General features: G+C 52.2%; 20 protein-coding genes. 13 read left to right on the forward strand and 7 right to left on the reverse strand.

What is annotated here, in order from left to right:
- Positions 1–3: 3 nt before the first annotated feature.
- Complete coding sequence (locus LY264_RS00065; protein ID WP_048227363.1) at positions 4–867, reverse strand: helix-turn-helix transcriptional regulator; 864 nt, start codon at positions 865–867, stop codon at positions 4–6.
- A 166-nt stretch (positions 868–1033) separates the two neighbouring features.
- Between LY264_RS00065 and LY264_RS00070 the strand changes: the two genes are divergently transcribed.
- The 5 genes from LY264_RS00070 to LY264_RS00090 all read left to right on the forward strand — a co-directional run bounded on the left by LY264_RS00070 (position 1034) and on the right by LY264_RS00090 (position 6146).
- Positions 1034–2749 carry a solute:sodium symporter family transporter gene (locus tag LY264_RS00070; RefSeq protein WP_048227362.1) on the forward strand — a complete coding sequence of 572 codons (1716 nt, stop codon included), beginning with the start codon at positions 1034–1036 and terminating at the stop codon, positions 2747–2749.
- Positions 2746–4239: a sulfatase-like hydrolase/transferase gene (locus LY264_RS00075; RefSeq protein ID WP_048227361.1), complete on the forward strand. Its 1494-nt coding sequence runs from the start codon at positions 2746–2748 to the stop codon at positions 4237–4239. Before LY264_RS00070 ends, LY264_RS00075 begins: the two co-directional genes overlap by 4 nt.
- Positions 4240–4337: 98 nt before the next feature.
- Positions 4338–4685, forward strand: coding sequence for a YidH family protein (locus LY264_RS00080; RefSeq protein WP_006687714.1), 348 nt, complete (start codon positions 4338–4340; stop codon positions 4683–4685).
- The gene (locus LY264_RS00085) at positions 4675–5037 is read left to right on the forward strand and encodes a DUF202 domain-containing protein (RefSeq protein ID WP_048227360.1); all 363 of its coding nucleotides are present in this window, start codon (positions 4675–4677) and stop codon (positions 5035–5037) included. The genes LY264_RS00080 and LY264_RS00085 overlap by 11 nt, the downstream gene beginning before the upstream one ends.
- Entirely contained in the window at positions 5034–6146 is a 1113-nt protein-coding gene (locus LY264_RS00090) for an anaerobic sulfatase maturase (RefSeq protein WP_165612498.1), read from the forward strand. The genes LY264_RS00085 and LY264_RS00090 overlap by 4 nt, the downstream gene beginning before the upstream one ends.
- 12 nt (positions 6147–6158) lie before the next feature.
- Here the strand turns inward: LY264_RS00090 and dsdA are convergent, their stop codons facing one another.
- Both dsdA and dsdX read right to left on the reverse strand, forming a co-directional pair.
- Complete coding sequence (gene dsdA, locus LY264_RS00095; RefSeq protein ID WP_003827105.1) at positions 6159–7481, reverse strand: D-serine ammonia-lyase; 1323 nt, start codon at positions 7479–7481, stop codon at positions 6159–6161.
- 16 nt (positions 7482–7497) lie between these two features.
- A complete protein-coding gene (gene dsdX, locus LY264_RS00100; RefSeq protein WP_048227357.1) occupies positions 7498–8835 on the reverse strand; it encodes a D-serine transporter DsdX in 1338 nt (445 codons plus the stop codon).
- A gap of 229 nt (positions 8836–9064) precedes the next feature.
- Between dsdX and dsdC the strand changes: the two genes are divergently transcribed.
- Complete coding sequence (gene dsdC / locus LY264_RS00105) at positions 9065–9991, forward strand: DNA-binding transcriptional regulator DsdC (RefSeq protein WP_003827110.1); 927 nt, start codon at positions 9065–9067, stop codon at positions 9989–9991.
- Positions 9992–10069: 78 nt separating this feature from the next.
- A complete protein-coding gene (locus tag LY264_RS00110) occupies positions 10070–11152 on the forward strand; it encodes a cellulase family glycosylhydrolase (protein ID WP_048227380.1) in 1083 nt (360 codons plus the stop codon).
- Here the strand turns inward: LY264_RS00110 and emrD are convergent.
- From emrD to tisB, 3 genes are all read right to left on the reverse strand, one after another.
- Complete coding sequence (gene emrD, locus LY264_RS00115) at positions 11079–12263, reverse strand: multidrug efflux MFS transporter EmrD (RefSeq protein WP_048227356.1); 1185 nt, start codon at positions 12261–12263, stop codon at positions 11079–11081. The genes LY264_RS00110 and emrD overlap by 74 nt on opposite strands.
- 191 nt (positions 12264–12454) lie before the next feature.
- Positions 12455–13288 (reverse strand): DMT family transporter, encoded by an 834-nt coding sequence (locus LY264_RS00120; protein WP_048227355.1) that lies wholly within the window; start codon positions 13286–13288, stop codon positions 12455–12457.
- Between the two features lie 123 nt (positions 13289–13411).
- Positions 13412–13501, reverse strand: coding sequence for a type I toxin-antitoxin system toxin TisB (gene tisB / locus LY264_RS00125; protein ID WP_003023909.1), 90 nt, complete (start codon positions 13499–13501; stop codon positions 13412–13414).
- A gap of 522 nt (positions 13502–14023) precedes the next feature.
- On the opposite strand from tisB, the gene ivbL reads away from it, so the two are divergent.
- From ivbL to ilvN, 3 genes are all read left to right on the forward strand, one after another.
- A complete protein-coding gene (gene ivbL, locus LY264_RS00130) occupies positions 14024–14122 on the forward strand; it encodes an ilvB operon leader peptide IvbL (RefSeq protein ID WP_003827118.1) in 99 nt (32 codons plus the stop codon).
- Between the two features lie 107 nt (positions 14123–14229).
- On the forward strand, positions 14230–15918 hold the full coding sequence (ilvB, locus tag LY264_RS00135; RefSeq protein WP_048215245.1) for an acetolactate synthase large subunit: 1689 nt from the start codon (positions 14230–14232) through the stop codon (positions 15916–15918).
- A gap of 3 nt (positions 15919–15921) precedes the next feature.
- Positions 15922–16212: an acetolactate synthase small subunit gene (gene ilvN, locus LY264_RS00140; protein ID WP_003023914.1), complete on the forward strand. Its 291-nt coding sequence runs from the start codon at positions 15922–15924 to the stop codon at positions 16210–16212.
- 1 nt (position 16213) lies between these two features.
- Here the strand turns inward: ilvN and LY264_RS00145 are convergent, their stop codons facing one another.
- Positions 16214–16999 carry a DeoR family transcriptional regulator gene (locus LY264_RS00145; protein ID WP_003827122.1) on the reverse strand — a complete coding sequence of 262 codons (786 nt, stop codon included), beginning with the start codon at positions 16997–16999 and terminating at the stop codon, positions 16214–16216.
- A gap of 324 nt (positions 17000–17323) precedes the next feature.
- On the opposite strand from LY264_RS00145, the gene rbsK reads away from it, so the two are divergent.
- From rbsK to LY264_RS00160, 3 genes are read left to right on the forward strand one after another with little or no spacing between them, the layout of a single operon-like run.
- On the forward strand, positions 17324–18244 hold the full coding sequence (rbsK, locus tag LY264_RS00150; protein ID WP_048227354.1) for a ribokinase: 921 nt from the start codon (positions 17324–17326) through the stop codon (positions 18242–18244).
- A 27-nt stretch (positions 18245–18271) separates the two neighbouring features.
- A complete protein-coding gene (gene fucP / locus LY264_RS00155) occupies positions 18272–19588 on the forward strand; it encodes an L-fucose:H+ symporter permease (RefSeq protein WP_048227353.1) in 1317 nt (438 codons plus the stop codon).
- An 11-nt stretch (positions 19589–19599) separates the two neighbouring features.
- On the forward strand, positions 19600–20613 hold the full coding sequence (locus tag LY264_RS00160; protein ID WP_048215247.1) for an aldose 1-epimerase family protein: 1014 nt from the start codon (positions 19600–19602) through the stop codon (positions 20611–20613).
- Positions 20614–20754: the final 141 nt, after the last annotated feature.

Genomic DNA, 20754 nt, shown 5'->3' on the forward strand with positions numbered 1-20754 from the left:
ATTTTACTTCTCATGTTTGAGCACTGCCGAGGGCGCATAGCCAAACTTGTGTTTAAAGGCTTTGCTGAAATGAAACGAGTCAAAAAAATTAAGCATATCCGCCACCTGTCCGACCGTATTTCCTTCCTGCTTTAATAGTGAAAGCGCCAGTTCCAGCCGGGCATCGAGATAATATTCCTTCGGCGTTTTACCGGTGTAACGTAAAAACAGACGACGTAGCCACGCCTCGCTACAGGGGATGGTGGCCGCCATATCTGCCACGCTCCATCGCATTTGCAGGCTGGCATGCAGAGTGGCAATCAGTTTTTCAATCTGTATTCGCTGTGGGTCTTTTTTACCTTCGGCATAAATAAGACAAATCCATTGATAAATTATTTTCGTGAGAAAGGCGACTGCCAGATTATTTTCCATTGAGTCTGAAGATGTAATTAATCGCGAGACTTCGATCAGCTCCTGATTATAAATATCACCATTATAAATAATACTTTGTTGGCGTAGCGGAATATCCATTATGCTTGTTGGCGTGAACTCCATCCAGTATTGTTCCCATACTAATCCTTCACAATGATAAGACTGGATGTCTGTTGGTTTTAAAAAAATTATACAGTTTCCGGTGAGGGTAATGTGTTCGCCACCTTTGAGTAGGATTTTCCCACAGCCCTGGACGGTATAGACAGCAACCCATGAATTAGCTATCAGTGGCTTTTTCTTATCGCGCGGCCAAATAACCCGGTAATGTTCGTCGGCATAGGTATGCCACAGCGAAATCAATGAAATTCCGCTAGAGATCACATTTTCGTTAATCAACAGGGGAATATTGTACGTAGTTTCGTTTTTTACATGCGAACTTTGCATCTTTCCATTCATTTTAATTTCCCGACGGAGAATTATGCCCACAACCTGAACTTAACAGAAAAAATCTGTTCAGGGATATGACGTTTTTATTTTAAGAAATCTGACTGCCTGACCCGGTGCGTAATACCTCCGAATTTCCCTACCGCTGCCGGGACATAATGATAAAAAGGGCTATGAGATGAATACGCTACAAATTCTAAGCTTTGTGGGTTTTACGCTGCTGGTGGCGGTAATCACCTGGTGGAAAGTACGTAAGGCGGATACCGGATCGCAACAAGGTTATTTTCTTGCCGGGCGTTCATTGAAAGCGCCGGTGATTGCCGCGTCATTGATGTTAACTAACCTTTCCACCGAACAGTTGGTTGGTCTGTCCGGTCAGGCTTACAAAAGCGGAATGTCGGTCATGGGCTGGGAAGTCACCTCTGCGGTGACGCTTATCTTTCTGGCGCTGATCTTTCTGCCTCGCTATCTGCAACGTGGTATCGCTACGATCCCTGATTTTCTGGAAGAACGTTACGATAAAACCACGCGGATCATTATCGACTTTTGCTTTCTTATTGCCACTGGAGTCTGCTTCTTGCCGATTGTGCTTTATTCAGGGGCGCTGGCGCTAAACAGCCTTTTTCACATCGGTGAATCACTGAATATTTCTCAGGGGGCAGCAATCTGGTTGCTGGTTATTTTGCTGGGCCTTGCCGGGATTATTTATGCGGTGATCGGCGGATTACGTGCGATGGCGGTGGCTGATTCCATCAATGGTATAGGGCTGGTGATTGGTGGATTGATGGTCCCTGTATTTGGCCTGATTGCGATGGGAAAAGGCAGTTTTTTACAAGGTGTTGAGCAACTGACCACCGTGCATGCGGAGAAATTAAACTCGATTGGCGGGGCCAACGATCCGCTGCCGATTGGTGCGGCCTTTACCGGTTTGATTCTGGTGAATACCTTCTACTGGTGTACCAATCAGGGCATCGTGCAACGTACGCTGGCTTCCAAAAGTCTTGCCGAAGGGCAGAAAGGGGCATTGCTCACAGCGGTATTGAAAATGCTCGATCCGCTGGTGCTGGTATTACCGGGTTTAATTGCTTTTCATCTGTACCAGGATCTGCCGAAGGCGGATATGGCATATCCGACGCTGGTAAATAACGTACTACCTGTCCCTTTGGTGGGTTTTTTCGGTGCCGTTTTATTCGGTGCGGTAATCAGTACGTTCAATGGATTTTTAAACAGCGCCAGTACTTTATTTAGCATGGGCATATACCGACGAATTATTAATCAACACGCCCAGCCGGAACAGCTGGTTCGGGTTGGGCGTAAGTTCGGATTCTTTATTGCGGTAATTTCCGTACTGGTAGCACCGTGGATCGCTAATGCGCCGGAAGGACTCTATAGCTGGATGAAACAGCTCAACGGTATTTATAACGTGCCGTTGGTGACCATCATCATCATGGGATTCTTTTTCCCGCGCATCCCTGCGCTGGCAGCGAAAGTCGCCATGGGGCTCGGTATCGTTAGCTACATCACCATTAACTATCTGGTGAAGTTCGACTTTCACTTCCTTTACGTTCTGGCCTGTACCTTCTGCATTAACGTGGTGGTCATGCTGGTTATCGGTGTTATCAAGCCGCGTGCCACGCCGTTTAAATTCCATGATGCTTTCGCGGTAGACATGAAGCCGTGGAAAAACGCCAAATTTGCCTCTGTCGGTATCTTGACCGCGATGCTCGGCGTCTATGCCGGACTGGCGCAGTTTGGAGGGTACAACACTCAATGGCTGACGATTCTCTGCTACTCAATTACGGCGGCAGTGATGGTGTATTTGATTTACAGCAGTTGGCAGTCGCGCCGTATCTCTACTGCACAATGTGTCTCTGACGCTAAGGATAAAGCATGACCCGCCCTAATTTTCTGTTCATTATGACCGACACTCAGGCGACCAATATGGTCGGCTGCTACAGTGGTAAGCCACTGAATACCAATAACATCGATAGCCTGGCGGCGGAAGGCATTCGCTTCAATTCCGCTTATACCTGTTCACCGGTATGCACCCCGGCCCGCGCGGGGCTGTTTACCGGTATTTATGCCAACCAGTCCGGCCCGTGGACCAATAACGTCGCACCGGGGAAAAACATTTCCACCATGGGGCGCTACTTCAAGGATGCGGGCTACCACACCTGCTACATCGGCAAGTGGCATCTCGACGGGCATGATTACTTTGGTACCGGCGAGTGTCCACCCGAGTGGGATGCCGACTACTGGTATGACGGGGCTAATTACCTCGCGGAACTGACGGAAAAAGAGATCGGTTTGTGGCGTAACGGCCTGAACAGCGTGGAGGATTTGCTGGTCAACAATATCGACGAAACCTTCACCTGGGCGCATCGTATCAGCAACCGGGCGGTCGATTTCCTCCATCAGCCAGCGCGTGATGACGAACCCTTCCTGATGGTGGTTTCCTATGACGAGCCGCATCACCCGTTTACCTGTCCGGTGGAGTATCTGCAGAAATATCAGGATTTTTACTACGATCTGGGCGCAAAAGCGCAGGATACCTTGTGTGATAAGCCTGAGCATCATCGCCTGTGGTCGCAAGCGATGCCATCTCCAGTGGGGGATGACGGACGTTATCACCACCCGCTCTATTTTGCCTGCAACGATTTTGTTGACGATCAAATTGGCCGGGTGATTGATGCCTTAACGCCAGAAAAGCAGGAGAATACCTGGGTCATTTATACCTCCGATCATGGTGAGATGATGGGGGCGCATAAGCTCATCAGTAAGGGGGCGGCAATGTATGACGACATCACGCGAATTCCGCTGATCATGCGCCCGCCGCAGGGAGAACCTATGCAGGTAGACACGCCGGTCAGTCACATCGATCTGCTGCCGACGATGATGGCGCTGGCGGGTATTGAGAAGCCACAAATCCTGCCGGGTGAAAATATTCTTAACATTGAAAAGCCACGCGGTGTGATGGTGGAGTTCAACCGTTATGAGATTGAACATGACAGTTTTGGCGGATTTATCCCGGTACGCTGCTGGGTGACGGACGACTGGAAGCTGGTGCTGAACCTGTTTACCAGCGATGAGCTTTACGACAGACGAAACGATCCCGATGAGCTACACAACCTGATAGATTCACCACAATTGACCGACGTTCGCTGCCAGATGCACGACGCGTTGCTGGACTATATGGAAAAAATCCGCGATCCGTTCCGCACCTATCAGTGGAGTTTGCGTCCCTGGCGTCCAGACGCCGTACCGCGCTGGATGGGCGCTTTCCGCCCACGCCCGCAAGACGGCTATTCTCCGGTGGTGCGTGATTACGACACCGGTTTACCAACCCAGGGCGTAAAAGTGGAGGAGAAAAAGCAGAAGTTCTGACTACAATGCCATCTGACGCAAATACCCACATTTGCACTTACCTGTAGGCCGGATAAGGCGCCAGCCGCCATCCGGCAATGACAGTCAGAGGAGTTTGGATGAAGATTTCCCGCCTTGGAGAAGCCCCGGATTATCGCTTCTCGCTGGCAAATGAACGTACCTTTCTGGCGTGGATCCGTACCGCGTTGGGATTTCTGGCGGCGGGCGTTGGTCTCGACCAACTGGCTCCGGATTTCGCCACGCCGGTAATTCGTGAGCTTTTGGCGCTGTTACTGTGTCTGTTTGCCGGTGGCCTGGCGATTTATGGTTACCTGCGTTGGCTGCGTAATGAGAGGGCAATGCGTCTGAAAGAGGATTTGCCGTATACCCATAGCCTGTTAATCATCAGCCTGATTTTAATGAGCGTCGCGGTGATTGTCATGGGACTTGTATTGTATGCTGGATAGCCGTAAGTCGCGACGTATCGCCGACCCGGGGTTGCAACCGGAACGAACATCGCTGGCCTGGTTTCGTACGCTGCTGGGCTATGGCGCGCTAATGGCGCTGGCGCTGAAGCACAACTGGCATCAGGCGGGCTTTCTGTTTTGGGTTTCAATTGTGGTGCTGGCGATGGTGGCGATCGTACTTTGGCGCTATACCCGCAGTCGTACCCTGATGGACGTTACGCATAGTGATTTTTCTGAATCTCGCGCGGTGCGTGACAAATTTATGATCTCCCTCGCGGTGTTATCCCTCGCAATACTGTTTGCTGTAACGCATGTTCGCCAACTTATTGCATTTATCGGGAATTTAGCATGACAGGATGTCAGGTCATGGCCAAGCCGGCCAGCTCTCGTTGTAACCTTGATTGTCGTTACTGTTTTTACATTGATAAACCCACGCAACCCGAAATGGATGATGCCACCTTAGAGACGTTTATTCGCCAGCATATTGCCGCGCAGCCAGGGTCTGAAGTGATGTTCGCCTGGCAGGGCGGGGAGCCAACCCTTTGTGGTATCGACTTTTTTCGCCGCGTAGTGACCTTGCAAAAACAATACGGGCAAGGGAAGCAAATCCATAATGCTTTCCAGACCAACGGGATTTTGCTCAACGACGAATGGTGTCAGTTTTTACGTGAAAACGGCTGGCTGGTTGGGATTTCCCTGGATGGCCCCGCCGAGTTGCACGATGCGTATCGCGTTAACCGCAGCGGAAAACCGACTCACCATAAGGTGGTGGACGCCATTGCCAGGCTGCGTGAGCATCAGGTGGAATTCAATCTGCTGGTGGTGGTGAACTCTCTGAACAGTCAGCGGCCCGGGCAGATGTATCGCTACCTTCGCCAGCTTGGCACGCCCTTTTTGCAGTTCATTCCGCTGGTTGAATATGATGAAAAAGGCGAGCTTACCGCTGAATCCGTACCGCCACGGGCGTGGGGAACCTTCCTGAATTCCGTCTTTGATATCTGGGTCAGAGAAGATATTGGCCGCGTATTCGTCCAGTTATTTGATTCAACCCTGGGCGTATGGTGCGGGCACCCGGCGCAGATGTGTTCTCTGAGCTCCACTTGCGGGCATGCGTTTGCCCTGGAAGCGAATGGCGATCTGTATCAGTGCGATCACTATGTCCACCCTGATTTTCGCCTGGGTAATATTCATCACACGTCGCTGAGTGAGCTCAATGCCAGCCCGCAGGCAACGGAATTTGGTCAGTCCAAGAAGACCACGCTGAGTGCGGAATGTCAGGCGTGTTCGCTGTTACGCTTTTGCCATGGTGATTGTCCAAAGCATCGCGACAGCAGTGGAAAGAGTGCGATTTGCGGCGGGTACAGCGCTTTCTTCAACCACACCGCGCCGCATATGCGCGTGATGCGTGACCTGCTTAAGCAGCATCGTTCACCGATGGAGCTGATGGCGATGCTGCGTTAAGCTCAGCGGTATTTAACGTCCTTTGGCCAGATACTGCGCCATTTCATCTTCCGGGACCATTCCACCGCCGGTCGCCCACACCAGGTGGGTGGCGTTATTGAGCTGATCCGCGCTGAAGCCGTGCATGTGCTGATAGTCAGCAGAGGCGCAAACGTGTTGCGGACCGGCCATCCCTGCCAGCGCTGACGGTTCGAGGCGAATACCTTCTTCCTGCGCCAGCCAGCCCAGCATGTCGTACATAGTCTGATCGTCCAGGGTGTACAGACCGTCGAGCAGACGTTCCATTGCCCGGCCAACAAAGCCAGACGCACGGCCGACAGCCAGCCCATCAGCCGCCGTCAGGTTGTCGATGCCAATATCCTGCACGGAAATCGTATCGTGCAGTCCGGTATAAATCCCCAGTAGCATGCACGGTGAATGGGTTGGTTCTGCGAAGAAGCAGTGCACGTTGTCGCCAAACGCCAGCTTCAGGCCAAACGCCACGCCGCCAGGGCCACCGCCGACGCCGCATGGCAGGTAAACAAACAGTGGATGGTCTGCATCCACCACGCGCCCCTGCTGGGCAAACTGCGCCTTTAAGCGCTGTCCGGCCACCGCATAGCCTAAAAACAGCGTGCGCGAGTTTTCATCATCGATAAAGAAGCAGTTTGGATCGGACTCCGCCGCCTTACGGCCCTGTTCAACCGCCACGCCGTAATCTTCTTCATACTCCACGACCGTCACACCGTGGCTGCGCAGTTTGGCTTTTTTCCATGCGCGGGCGTCGGCAGACATATGCACTGTTACCTTAAAGCCGATACGGGCGCTCATTATACCGATAGACATGCCGAGATTACCGGTGGAGCCTACCGCGATGCTGTACTGGCTAAAGAACTGTTTGAACTCAGGCGAAAGCAGAACGCTGTAATCGTCTTGTGTGGTCAGCAGACCGGCTTCCAGCGCCAGTTTTTCCGCGTGGGTCAATACTTCATAAATACCACCACGGGCTTTAATCGAGCCAGAAATTGGCAGGTGACTGTCTTTCTTCAGCAGAATTTCGCCATTGATGCGCTGCCCGTACTCTTTCTCCAGCCGCTTTTGCATGGCCGGAATCGCGGCCAGCTCAGATTCAATAATGCCGCCGGTGGCCGCGGTTTCCGGGAATGCCTTTGCCAGGTACGGCGCAAAGCGCGTCAGACGGGCGTGAGCATCCTGAACATCGTGTTCGGTCAGGCCAACATACGGTAAACCTTCCGCAAGAGAGGTGGTGCCAGGGTTAAACCAGGTTGTCTCCTTGAGAGCAACCAGATCTTCCACTAAAGGATACTGGGCGATAAGTGTTTGAATGTTTTCCATAGTCAGTCTCTTTGCGCTAGATAATAAAGGAAAGCAGGAATGTGCAAGCCAGTGCAATCACGGACGCGATAAATGTCGCGGTCGTATAGTATTTAAACGTTTCATTCAGGGTGGCACCGCAGTATTGCTTCACCAGCCAGAAGAGGGAATCGGTGACGATCGTGCAGCCAATAGCGCCAGAACCGATAGCAATGGCGATGATCTCCGGGCTGACGTTGGGATAGAGCGGCAGCATCGGTGCCACGATTGCCGTCGCGCCCATCATCGCCACCGTGGCAGAGCCCACTGCAGCGTGCAGGATTAACGCCACCAGCCACGCCAGCAGAATCGGGTGCATATGCATGTTCGAGAGGATCAGCGCGAGGGTATCCGCCAGCCCACTGCTCTTGAGGATAGCGTTGAATGCGCCGCCTGCGCCGATAATCAGCAAAATGTTAGCAATCGAGCCAAAACCATTTTCAGTGTGGGTCAGCAATGCACCCATACCGATGTGCTGACGCAGGCCGAGAATGTAATAGGCCACGAAAACGGCAATAAACATCGCGGTGATCGGGTTACCAATAAACTCCAGCAGCGTATATACCGTGCTGCCTTTCGCCATGTTCAGCTCAGCGACGGTTTTTACCAGCATCAGGCCAATCGGCAGCAGAACGGTAAACAGCGTAGCGCCCAGCGACGGTAGCGTACTTTCGTCACGCACTTTGAGGTCAGAAAACTCAGCCGGAACCGGTTTAAACGGCAGACGGTTACCGAGGAATTTCAGATACAGCGGGCCACCGATAAGCGAAGCCATCAAGCCGACCAGTAAGCCGTAGACAATCACGGTGCCAATGTCCGCGCCCAGCTTGTTCGCCACGAACAGGGCGGCCGGATGCGGTGGTACCACGCAGTGCACTGCCATCAGCGCCGTACACAGTGGAATCGCCAGCTTCAGTAATGAAGTATTGGTTTTCTTGGCAATCGAAAAAGCCAGCGGAATCAACAGCACCACGCCGACTTCCACAAACAGCGTGATCCCACAAATCAGCCCGACCAGCACCATAATGACGTCGGCGGAAAGCCAGCGGCAGCGCTGCAGCGTCAGGCCAATGCGTTCGGCTGCACCGGACACTTCCATCATTTTGCCCAGAATGGTCCCAAGGCCGATAACCGCGGCGAGGAAGCCCAGCGTACCGCCGATGCCACTCTCAATGGCATTGACCATATCCAACGGCCCCATGCCCATCATCGTACCCACGAAGAAGCTGGCTAACAGCAGCGCCAGAAACGGGTGGAATTTGAACTTCACGATGGTCAAAACGATTAACACGATGCTTATCAGCAGCGTGCTCACAACCCAGATTTGAGAGTGCATAACTCACCTTGCCCTGTGATTAATATAGGGGTATTGGACAAAAATAAGGCAGGGTCTGACAAACGATATAAATCCCCCTTCACGTGAGCCAGATTGCATCAAATGAGTGATTTATGTCTAATTGCGCTTGGTTTATGCGATATGGTTCACTCTGAATCACCTTTATGCTGATTTTTGCAGCGAACTTTTTTACACTCCAGCGCACGAATCAGGAGGACAGGAGGTGAGAATGGATCCCCTACGCGAAGTCAGAAACCGGCTGCTTAATGGCTGGCAGTTGTCAAAGCTGTATACGTTTGAAGTGGCGGCCCGGCATCAGTCGTTTGCGCTGGCGGCAGACGAGCTGTCATTGAGCCCCAGCGCCGTCAGCCATCGTATAAATCAGCTTGAAGATGAGCTTGGCATCCAATTATTTGTTCGTTCTCATCGCAAAGTGGAACTCACTCACGAGGGCAAACGGGTATTTTGGGCGCTGAAGTCGTCGCTGGACACGCTCAACCAGGAGATTCTTGATATTAAGAATCAGGAGCTCTCGGGGACGCTCACCGTATACTCACGGCCTTCTATCGCCCAGTGCTGGCTGGTTCCGGCGCTCGGCGATTTTACCCGTCGCTACCCGTCAATTTCGCTGACCATGCTGACCGGGAACGACAACGTCAATCTGCAGCGTGCGGGTATCGATCTCGCCATCTATTTTGACGATGCACCCTCCGCGCAGCTCACGCATCACTTCCTGATGGATGAAGAGATCCTCCCGGTATGCAGCCCGGACTACGCTCGCCGCCATGACCTTACCGGTTCGCTGGTGAATTTGCCGCACTGTACCTTGCTGCACGACAGACAGGCGTGGAGTAACGATTCCGGGACCGATGAGTGGCACAGTTGGGCGCAGCATTTTGCGGCGAATTTGCCGACATCGTCGGGGATTGGTTTTGATCGTTCTGATTTAGCAGTGATTGCGGCAATGAACCATATCGGCGTGGCGATGGGCCGAAAACGGCTGGTGCAAAAACGCCTCGACAGCGGAGAATTGATTGCGCCTTTTGGCGATATGGCGCTGAAATGTCATCAGCATTACTACATCACCACGCTGCCCGGCAGGCAGTGGCCGAAAATTGAGGCGTTTATTGGCTGGCTACAGGAGCAGGTTAAATAAGCGGGTCGCGAATATTTTTTACGCTTTCGCTCTACACGGAAAGTGAAAAAGCGTGCTAAATACGTGATATCACTCCTGATGATTTGCGTAAGGACGACCGTGTTAAAGCCGATTGTTTCCCTTTTACTGTTGGCCAGCGCCACCGTGTGTGCCGCGCAACCTGTGTTGACGGCGGCGCAGTATGTGCAGCAGCTTGGGGTTGGGATGAACGTAGATTGGGCGCGTACCGATCGGGGCATCCGTGAATTCGATCCGCTGGTGGTGCGGGATTATAAGGCGAAAGGGTTGACCCATGTGCGCATTCGCGTGGCGGGAGAGCCTACGGAGGCGCGGCTTATACATCTGCGCAAGCTGGTGGAAGCCTGCGAACAGTATGGCGTGATCCCGATAATCGCCTATCAGGCTGATGAGTATAAAAAAGACCCCAGTGTAAGTAACGAAAAAGAGGTGGTTAACTGGTGGGTGGCGGTGGCGCATTACTTTGGCCAAAGCTCGCCGTTGCTGGGTTTCGACCTGATATACGAACCCTCTGATAAGCTCACCCATAATCAGGCGTCGCTCAATCGGGTGTATGACAAAACTATCCGTACCATCCATGCCATCGATCCACAGCGAATGATTTTTATCGCGCCGCGACTGCATGCCGCTCCGGAAGATTTGGTCAACCTAAAGTTGCCGCCGCAAAGTCAGAATACCGTGCTGGCCCAATGGCATATTTTCCCGTGGGGACCGCTGAAAAATAACGGCAAATACCCGTGGACCTCTGGGACTGCGTCAGAAAAGGCCGCCATTCGCGCCCGAATCAATACCGCTATTCACTGGCAGCAGAAAACCGGTCATGTCAGCTGGGTAGGTGGCTGGTCGGCGGGAGAAACCATCAGGAACGCGCCTTCTGCCTCGCAAATGGCGTTTGCCCGCTTTATGGCTTGCGAGCTGAAGAAAGCGAAAATTCCCTATGCTATCAATGCGGATACGCAGTTCTATGATGGTGAGGAAGGGGCATGGCGCCCGGCGCTCGAGCCGTTATTAAATACCATGATTGCCCCTGAGTGCGAAAAGCCCGGCGAGAAGCCGGGCCATCATACGCTTAAACCGCCTGTCCCTGATGCGACACGCGTGACGCCAGCGGGAGCCAGCAAACAAAAATCAACAGCCCCATAAGGGTCATCAGCAGGCCCAGACTGGCTTGCCCGGTCTGCGGCAGCATGGCAGAGAACCACGCCAGCACGCCGGAACCAATGTTCTGTAATCCGCCAACCAGCGCGCCAGCAGTACCGGCCAGGAACGGGAAAGGCTCCATTGCGCCGCTGGTTGCCAGCGGAAACAGCATCCCGGCACCGAAGAAAAACAGTGCGGCGGGAACCAGCAGCGTCCAGACGTTCATCACGTCAAACAGGCCTGGGATCCACATCATCAAACCGGCGACCAGACAGCAGATAACCGACTGCCACATCAGCGTCGAGAAACGCTTGTTCGGGCGACCGGCGAACCAGGCGCCGAAAAACGCCGCCGGGATGGGCAAAATAAACAGGATGCTGACTACCATGCTGCTTAAGCCGAGTCGCGCACCTAACAACACCCCGGAGCAGGCTTCGAAGACCGCAACGCCCGCCAGACCGCCGATCAGCATCAGCACGTAACAGGTGAAAGAGCTGTTGCCAAACAGGGTTTTGTAGCTGGCGATAAGTCGTGGGCGCGGTGCACCTGCGGGGCGCGTTTCCGGCATCCAGCGCGCCATGCTAAACGTGACGCCTGCGCACAGAACCAACAGGAAGATGTAGCACGCGCGCCAGTTCCACAGGGTATCCAACATACCGCCAATAAGCGGAGCCAGCAGCGGGCTGACAAGAATCCCCATGTTTAACAGGCTGTTCGCATGGCGTAACTGCGAGCCTTCGTACAGATCGCGCGGTAAGGTTCGCGCCATCACACCGCCGACGCCCGTTCCCATCCCCTGTATTGCGCTGGCGATAATCAGTACCGTCAGGCTGTGGGTGGTTATGGCGACCAGCGTAGCCAACATAAAAATGGACATCCCAGCGAGGATCACCGGGCGGCGGCCAACGCGATCGGAAAGTGGGCCGTAAATCAGTTGTGACAGGCCGTAGGTCAATAGATAGGCGGCCATCACGCTTTGCACCGCCCCTTCGCGAACGTTCAGTTCACGCGCCATATCAGCAATCGCGGGGATATAAATGGTTTGCGCCATCTGACCTACCGCCACCAGTAATACCAACATCAACAACAAATTGACGCTTCTATGCCTTTTCATTTCGCTGATTACTTTTCAAAAAGTGAAAAAATAAGAATAAGGTGCTGAGCTTTCCCGTAAATGCGCGTGGAATCTACCACAACAGAAAAAGAAGGCCAGATAGTGGGCTGGAATGTTTAAACGATGAACGGCAGGAAATGTAAACAAAAAGCGGCAACAAATGTTGCCGGATTGCATCGGGTTTACAGAGGTCATGATAAGCGTAGCAAAACTGCGCCTATGGCAATGCCTCCAGCCGCAACAAGACGTATTCCGGCAACCTTCTCTTTCAGTAGCAGCCACGCGAGCAGCGCGCCAAACAGGATGGAAGTTTCACGCAGCGCAGCGACTACCGCCAACGGAGCCTGAGTCATGGCCCACAGCGCCAGACCGTAAGAACCCATTGTGCCAATCCCGCCAAGAATACCTTTCTTCCACTGCTGCACCAGATAGCGTGACGCTTCCCGGCGTCGGGCAATCATCGCCCAGCCCAGCAGGCAGGAGCCGTTCAGAAAGAAGGTCCACAGTGTATAACCCAGCGCGGTTTCTGATAAACGTACGCCGGTGCCGTCAACCAGCGTATATCCGGCGATAAAGCAGGCGTTAATGAGCGCCAGTACGATCCCGCGTTGCGAGCTGCTGCGTCCGTTAAACGCCATACCGAGGATCGCCAGACAGATTGTGGCAATTCCCACCCAGGCCAACATAGAAAGGCTATCGCCAAGAAACAGGACGCTGATAATCGCGACCAGCAGTGGCGCTGTGCCGCGCATTAACGGATAGGTCTGGCTCATATCCGAAACCTGATAGGTTTTGGCGACCAGGACGGTATATACAATTTGCAACGCAGTTGAGACGGCCAAAAACGGCAGGCTGGCGGCGGAAGGTTGCGGCGCAAAGGGTAAGCAAATCAACGCCATAATTGCGGCAGAACCGCTGACACCGATCGCTGAGTACAGTTTATCGTTTCCAGCTTTAACAATGGCATTCCAGCTGGCATGCAGCAGCGCGGCGAACAGCAAAATGCAGAAAACAGAAAGCGTCATGGTGGAATTCTTCCCTGAGAATGTCATAAAAACGTAACATATTGGCGCGACACAAGCACCAGGGAGAAGGTGAAAGGGGAGCGGAGTGTTACCCGCCCCCCTTAGGTGCGACTTGAATCCGAATTACTTAACGTATTTCAGAACAGCATCAAGTAGTTGCAGTGCTGCAACAATGAGTTTGAGGATAAGAATAGCGATATCCACGAGGCTCATACGCTCTCCTTTTGGTACAAGGAGCACGGTGCTGACGTACCTCGCCGCTGCCTGTTGCCAGCACCTTTGTTGACATAACACAGTGTGCTCACACGGGGGTTAAGGCGCTGACGGCACCACCCGTTTCAGCCAGGACTTTGATGCGCCGGTTTACGATGCGGCCCCCGCATAACACATTGCGTACCGAGACATTATAGATAAATACTGTATAAATTAACAGTATTTTATGGACGTTACGCTATTCATGTTCCATACTCAAAACCATCAAAATTCGTGCCGAAATTGCGTGTTCTTCGCAGAACGCGTATACTTTTTTCGTTGACATAACACAGTGTGTTCGGCGGCTACCAACCGCACAGCACTGAAAAAAACCTCGCTCCGGCGGGGTTTTTTGTTTTTCAGCAATGCACAACGAAATGTGATCGTTGACGCATTTTTATGCAGATGAAAATTTTTCCATTGTCACGCTGAAAAACCTGTGTTTGTATAAATCCAGTTAATCAACAAACAGACAGGTCCCTAATGAACCCTTCCATGCTGACTGCGACCCTACTAAAAACTGCGCCATCTCGCGCAGCGGTCGTCGTGCGTGTGGTGGTGGTCGTCGGCAATGCGCCGTAGGGTCCGAATCAACACACGATTCCAAAACCCCGCCGGCGCAAACCGGGCGGGGTTTTTCGTTTCAGAGACCTGCCCGGAGCAAAGGCCCAGAATAAAAGGACTGGAGCATGGCAAGTTCGGGCATAACATCCAAGCGTACGCGTTTTACGGGCGCAGAATTCATCGTTCATTTCCTGGAACGCCAGGGAATTCAGGTTGTTACCGGTATTCCCGGCGGATCGATTCTTCCCGTCTATGACGCCTTAAGTCAAAGCACGCAAATCCGTCATATCCTGGCGCGCCACGAACAAGGAGCAGGGTTTATCGCGCAGGGAATGGCGAGAACCGATGGCAAACCCGCCGTCTGTATGGCCTGCAGCGGACCGGGCGCAACCAATCTGGTGACCGCCATTGCTGATGCGCGTCTGGATTCCATCCCGCTGGTGTGTATCACCGGGCAGGTTCCGGCTTCAATGATAGGCACCGACGCCTTCCAGGAAGTCGACACCTACGGCATCTCTATCCCCATCACTAAGCACAACTATCTGGTCCGCCATATCAGTGAATTACCGCAGGTCATGAGCGATGCGTTCCGCATTGCGCAGTCCGGACGTCCAGGCCCGGTGTGGATAGACATTCCTAAGGATATTCAAACCGCCGTTTTTGACATTGAAGAGATGCCGGAGCCTGCGCAGAAAATGGCGGCGCCAGCGTTCAGCCAGGACAGCATTCGCGATGCCGCAGCCATGATTAACGCCGCACAGCGTCCGGTGCTGTACCTCGGCGGCGGCGTGATTAACGCACCTGAGCGCGTACGTGAACTGGCGGAAAAAGCGATGCTGCCCACCACTATGACCTTAATGGCGCTCGGTATGTTGCCGAAAGCGCATCCGCTGTCGTTAGGCATGCTGGGCATGCACGGCGCGCGTAGCACTAACTTTATTCTGCAAGAAGCGGATTTATTGATTGTTCTGGGCGCACGTTTTGATGACCGGGCGATTGGTAAAACGGAGCAGTTCTGCCCGAACGCCAAAATCATTCACGTGGATATCGACCGCGCGGAGCTGGGTAAAATCAAACAACCGCACGTGGCGATTCAGGCGGATGTCGATGAGGTTCTGGCACAATTGATCCCATTAATTGACGCGCAGCCGCGAGAGTCGTGGCATCAGACGGTGGCCGATTTACAACGTGAATTCCCTTGCACTATTCCGCAGGAAAGCGACCCGCTCAGCCACTATGGATTGATCAACGCCGTGGCTGCCTGCGTAGACGATAGCGCCATTATCACCACCGACGTAGGCCAGCATCAGATGTGGGCGGCACAGGCTTATCCGCTGAACCGTCCGCGTCAGTGGCTGACCTCCGGCGGTCTGGGAACTATGGGCTTTGGCCTGCCAGCGGCAATTGGCGCGGCGCTGGCCAATCCAGACAAGAAAGTGCTGTGCTTCTCCGGCGACGGCAGCCTGATGATGAATATTCAGGAAATGGCGACAGCCAGCGAAAATCAGCTGGATATTAAAATCATCTTGATGAATAACGAAGCGTTGGGTCTGGTGTATCAGCAGCAGAGTCTGTTCTATAAGCAGGGTGTTTTTGCCGCGACCTATCCGGGGATGATTAACTTTATGCAGATAGCCGCCGGGTTTGGTCTCGAAACCTGCGATCTGAATAACGAAGCGGACCCACAGGCAGCGTTGCAGGAGATTATTAATCGTCCTGGGCCTGCGCTGATTCACGTGCGCATCGATGCCGAACAAAAAGTGTACCCGATGGTGCCGCCGGGTGCGGCAAACACAGAAATGGTGGGGGAATAAGCCATGCAACAGCAGACTCATGACAACGTAATCCTGGAACTCACCGTACGCAACCATCCGGGCGTAATGACTCACGTTTGCGGGCTGTTCGCCCGCCGCGCGTTCAACGTGGAAGGCATTCTCTGTCTACCGATTCAGGACAGCGATAAGAGCCGCATCTGGCTACTGGTCAACGACGATCAACGTCTTGAGCAGATGATAAGCCAGATCGACAAGCTGGAAGATGTGGTAAAAGTGGCCCGCAACCAGTCCGATCCGTCGATGTTTAACAAAATTACCGTTTTCTTTGAGTGAGTTAGTCGCCGTCGGAATCCGGGGTGATCACTTTGACAGAGCCGTTCCGGCAGTGGGTTGCGTAATCTGCCGGTAACGGACGGTCGCTTATCAGTACGTCAAAGGTGGAGAGTGGACCAATGCTGGCGGGGGCGACCTCATCGAACAGGGCGTGGCGCGTCAGCAGAATTTTGCGTAATCCGCGTTCCATCGCTTTGCGTTTTGTGGCCAGATCGTCCGGATTGAACCAGCTAACGCCGAAATGCTCATGGACTCCGCTGGCGGAGATAAAGACTTTCCGTGGGTTGAGTGCATCCAGCGGGGAGGGATTGCTGGTGTCGTAAAAGGCGTCACTTTTCGCCCGGTAGGTCCCCCCGCAAAGAATCGCTGTGGCGTTGGGCTTTTCATTTAGCGCTACGAACACCCGGTGCGAGTAGCAAATCCCGGTAAAGGAAATATCGTCCGGGATCATGCTGACCACCAACGGCATTTCCGCACCATTATCAAAAAAGACCAGATCATTTTCACTCACCAGTCCCGCAGCCAGAATGGCAACCGGTAAATCGTCGCGGTGATACTGTTTTTGCGCGGGGAGTGGCGCGTTAACGATGGCAGCAGGTTTGTTCACCATCACAATGTAACCACCGAGCAGCGTGAGTGGTAACGGTTCGTCATCCTGACTGAGATCCCGACGAATAGTCATCACGGAAACTTCCAGCATTCGTGCCGCCTCTTTCAGATGGATTCGGTCGGTCTTCTTCAACAATTCCATCAGACGTCGAATACGTTCTTTTTGCTTAGTTTCCATGTGCTTCTCCACGAATCATGTTCCCATGTTCCTTCAGTAACATTTTTGTGTTTCTGAGAACATGACATTGCCGCATTACTATACGTCTGACTATCCGGAAATAAAAGCGTGTTTTTTCACGTTTTATTGATTATAACCAGTTAATTTTCAGTCAATTGTAAGCAACTTCATCATTTGTATTGTGATGTGGGTGTAACATTTAGTGCAATAAATAAACAATAAAATGATCTCCCAATCGCGATCCTAGTCACAAATGATACGAAAGTAACATGATAATGTTATTTTAATATCATTGTTGTGTGATTGTTTCTGAGAGGTAGTAAAATGGATATCGCGGTTATTGGCTCCAACATGGTGGATCTCATCACCTACATCAACCAGATGCCCAAAGAAGGGGAAACGCTGGAAGCACCGGCGTTCAAAATTGGCTGCGGGGGCAAAGGCGCAAATCAGGCCGTTGCGGCCGCTAAGCTCAATTCCAAAGTGCTGATGCTGACAAAAGTCGGTGATGATATTTTTGCGGATAACACTATTCGCAATCTCGAATCCTGGGGAATTAATACCACCTATGTCGAAAAGGTACCCTGCACCAGCAGCGGTGTCGCACCGATCTTTGTTAATGCCAACTCCAGCAACAGTATTCTGATTATTAAAGGAGCGAACAAATTTCTCTCCCCGGAAGATATCGATCGTGCGGCGGAAGATCTGAAAAAATGTCAGCTTATTGTCCTGCAACTGGAAGTGCAGCTGGAAACTGTTTATCACGCGATTGAATTTGGCAAAAAATACGGTATTGAAGTGTTACTAAATCCCGCCCCTGCATTACGGGAATTAGATATGTCTTATGCCTGTAAATGTGATTTTTTTGTGCCGAATGAAACCGAGTTGGAAATATTAACCGGTATGCCAGTGGATACTTATGACCATATTCGCGCAGCGGCACGTTCTCTGGTTGATAAAGGTCTGAACAATATTATCGTCACCATGGGTGAGAAAGGTGCGCTGTGGATGACGCGTGACCAGGAAGTCCATGTTCCAGCGTTTAAAGTGAACGCTGTCGATACCAGTGGTGCAGGCGACGCTTTCATCGGTTGTTTTGCTCACTATTACGTTCAAAGCGGTGATGTGGAAGCCGCCATGAAAAAAGCCGCTCTCTTCGCTGCTTTCAGCGTTACCGGGAAAGGCACTCAATCATCTTATCCAAGCATCGAACAATTTAATGAGTTTCTTACCTTAAACGAATAATACTCCTGCACTGTAAAAGGTAGCACTATGAACGATAAAAACATCATTCAGATGCCTGACGGCTATTTGAATAAGACCCCTCTGTTCCAGTTTATTTTGTTATCCTGTTTATTCCCGTTATGGGGATGCGCAGCCGCATTAAATGATATTCTGATTACGCAATTTAAAAGCGTATTTTCACTCAGCAACTTTGCCTCGGCATTAGTTCAGAGTGCCTTTTATGGCGGTTATTTTTTAATTGCGATTCCAGCATCTCTGGTGATTAAAAAGACCAGTTATAAAGTCGCCATCTTAATGGGGCTGACCCTTTATATCGTTGGGTGTATGCTCTTTTTCCCGGCATCGCACATGGCCACCTACACCATGTTCCTTGCGGCGATTTTCGCGATTGCGATTGGTCTGAGCTTCCTGGAAACAGCAGCCAACACCTACAGCTCAATGATCGGCCCAAAAGCGTATGCCACTTTACGCCTGAACATCAGTCAGACTTTTTATCCTATTGGTGCGGCTGCTGGCATTCTGCTAGGTAAATATCTGGTCTTCTCTGAAGGCGAAAGCCTGGAAAAACAGATGGCCGGGATGAACGCTGAGCAGATCCATAACTTTAAAGTGTTGATGCTGGAAAATACCCTTGAGCCATACAAGTACATGATTATGGTACTGGTTGTGGTGATGGTGTTATTCCTCCTGACTCGCTTCCCGACCTGTAAAGTCGCGCAAACCACGAGTCATAAACGCCCGTCAGCGATGGATACACTGCGTTATCTGGCCAGCAATGCCCGTTTCCGTCGTGGAATTGTGGCGCAATTTCTTTATGTGGGGATGCAGGTCGCGGTGTGGTCATTCACCATCCGTCTGGCACTGGAATTAGGTGATATCAACGAGCGCGACGCCTCAACCTTCATGGTCTATAGCTTCGCCTGCTTCTTTATCGGCAAGTTTATCGCCAACATTTTGATGACGCGCTTCAATCCGGAAAAAGTGCTGATTCTCTATTCCATCATTGGTGCGCTGTTCCTCGTCTATGTTGCACTGGCGCCAAGCTTCAGCGCTGTGTATGTCGCAGTGCTGGTGAGTGTCCTGTTTGGACCCTGCTGGGCGACAATCTATGCTGGTACGCTTGATACCGTGGATAACGAACATACCGAAATGGCAGGTGCTGTCATTGTCATGGCGATTGTCGGTGCGGCGGTGGTTCCTGCGATTCAGGGCTATGTGGCCGATATGTTCCATTCATTGCAACTCTCGTTCCTGGTCTCCATGCTGTGCTTCGTGTATGTCGGGATCTACTTCTGGCGTGAAAGCAAAGTGCGCAACAACCTGGCTGAAGCGACCGTTTCCTGAGGAGAGCGATCATGACAACACGTATAACGCTGTGGCGAGAACTCTTTGCAGAGCATCCGCGAATCTTACTGAAGAATAACGACTTTACGGTTACCGCATTTCGTTACGCCAGCGGAGTGGAAGGGCTGAAGGTAGAAAACAGTCGTGGACATCTGGTTATTCTGCCCTGGATGGGGCAGATGATCTGGGATGCTCAGTTTGATGGCCATGACCTGACCATGCGCAACATGTTCAGTCAGCCGAAACCGGCGGCGGAAGTGGTGGCGACCTACGGCTGTTTTGCCTTCCACTCAGGTCTGTTGGCAAATGGCTGCCCATCACCAGAGGATTCACATCCTTTGCACGGTGAAATGGCTTGTGCCGCGATGGATGAAGCCTGGCTGGAGCTGGAGGGTGAGAATTTGCGCGTGGCTGGACGCTATGAGTATGTGATGGGGTTCGGTCATCATTATCAGGCGCATCCTGCGGTGGTAATGCACAAAGCGAGCGCGCTGTTTGATATTCAGATGGCGGTTACCAACCTCGCCTCAGTGGCAATGCCGTTGCAGTACATGTGCCATATGAACTATGCCTACGTACCGGAAGCTACCTTCAGCCAGAATATTCCGGATGAGGCCATGAAGCTGCGTGAGTCGATACCCGCGCATGTTAAGCCGACTGAGCAGTGGCTGGCGTTTAATCAGCGGATTGTTCAGGGCGAGGCTTCTCTGGCGCGGCTCAATGAACCGCATTTTTACGATCCGGAAATTGTCTTCTTTGCTGACCAACTGGACAGGTACACAGATAAGCCGGAATTTAGCATGATCGCGCCTGATGGCACCACGTTCGTTACGCGTTTCTCCAGCACGGAGCTGAATTATGTGACGCGTTGGATCCTCTATAACGGCGATCAGCAGGTTGCGGCATTCGCCTTGCCTGCAACCTGTCGACCTGAAGGATTCCTGGCAGCACAACGCAATGGCACCTTGATTGAAATAGAACCGCAACACACCCGGACATTTACAGTCACAACTGGCATAGCCTGATCGCTCAAGGCTTGAACACCAAAGCACTTATCGTTAAGGTAAGCGCTTTTGCTGGGTGGCGGCATTAATGCCTTATCCGGCCTACAACGGCACCCGCCCGTAGGCCTGATAAGCGTAGCGCCATCAGGCATGCCTTAGCGC

The sequence above is a fragment of the Citrobacter portucalensis genome, from assembly GCF_023374935.1.
Classification (GTDB): domain Bacteria; phylum Pseudomonadota; class Gammaproteobacteria; order Enterobacterales; family Enterobacteriaceae; genus Citrobacter; species Citrobacter portucalensis.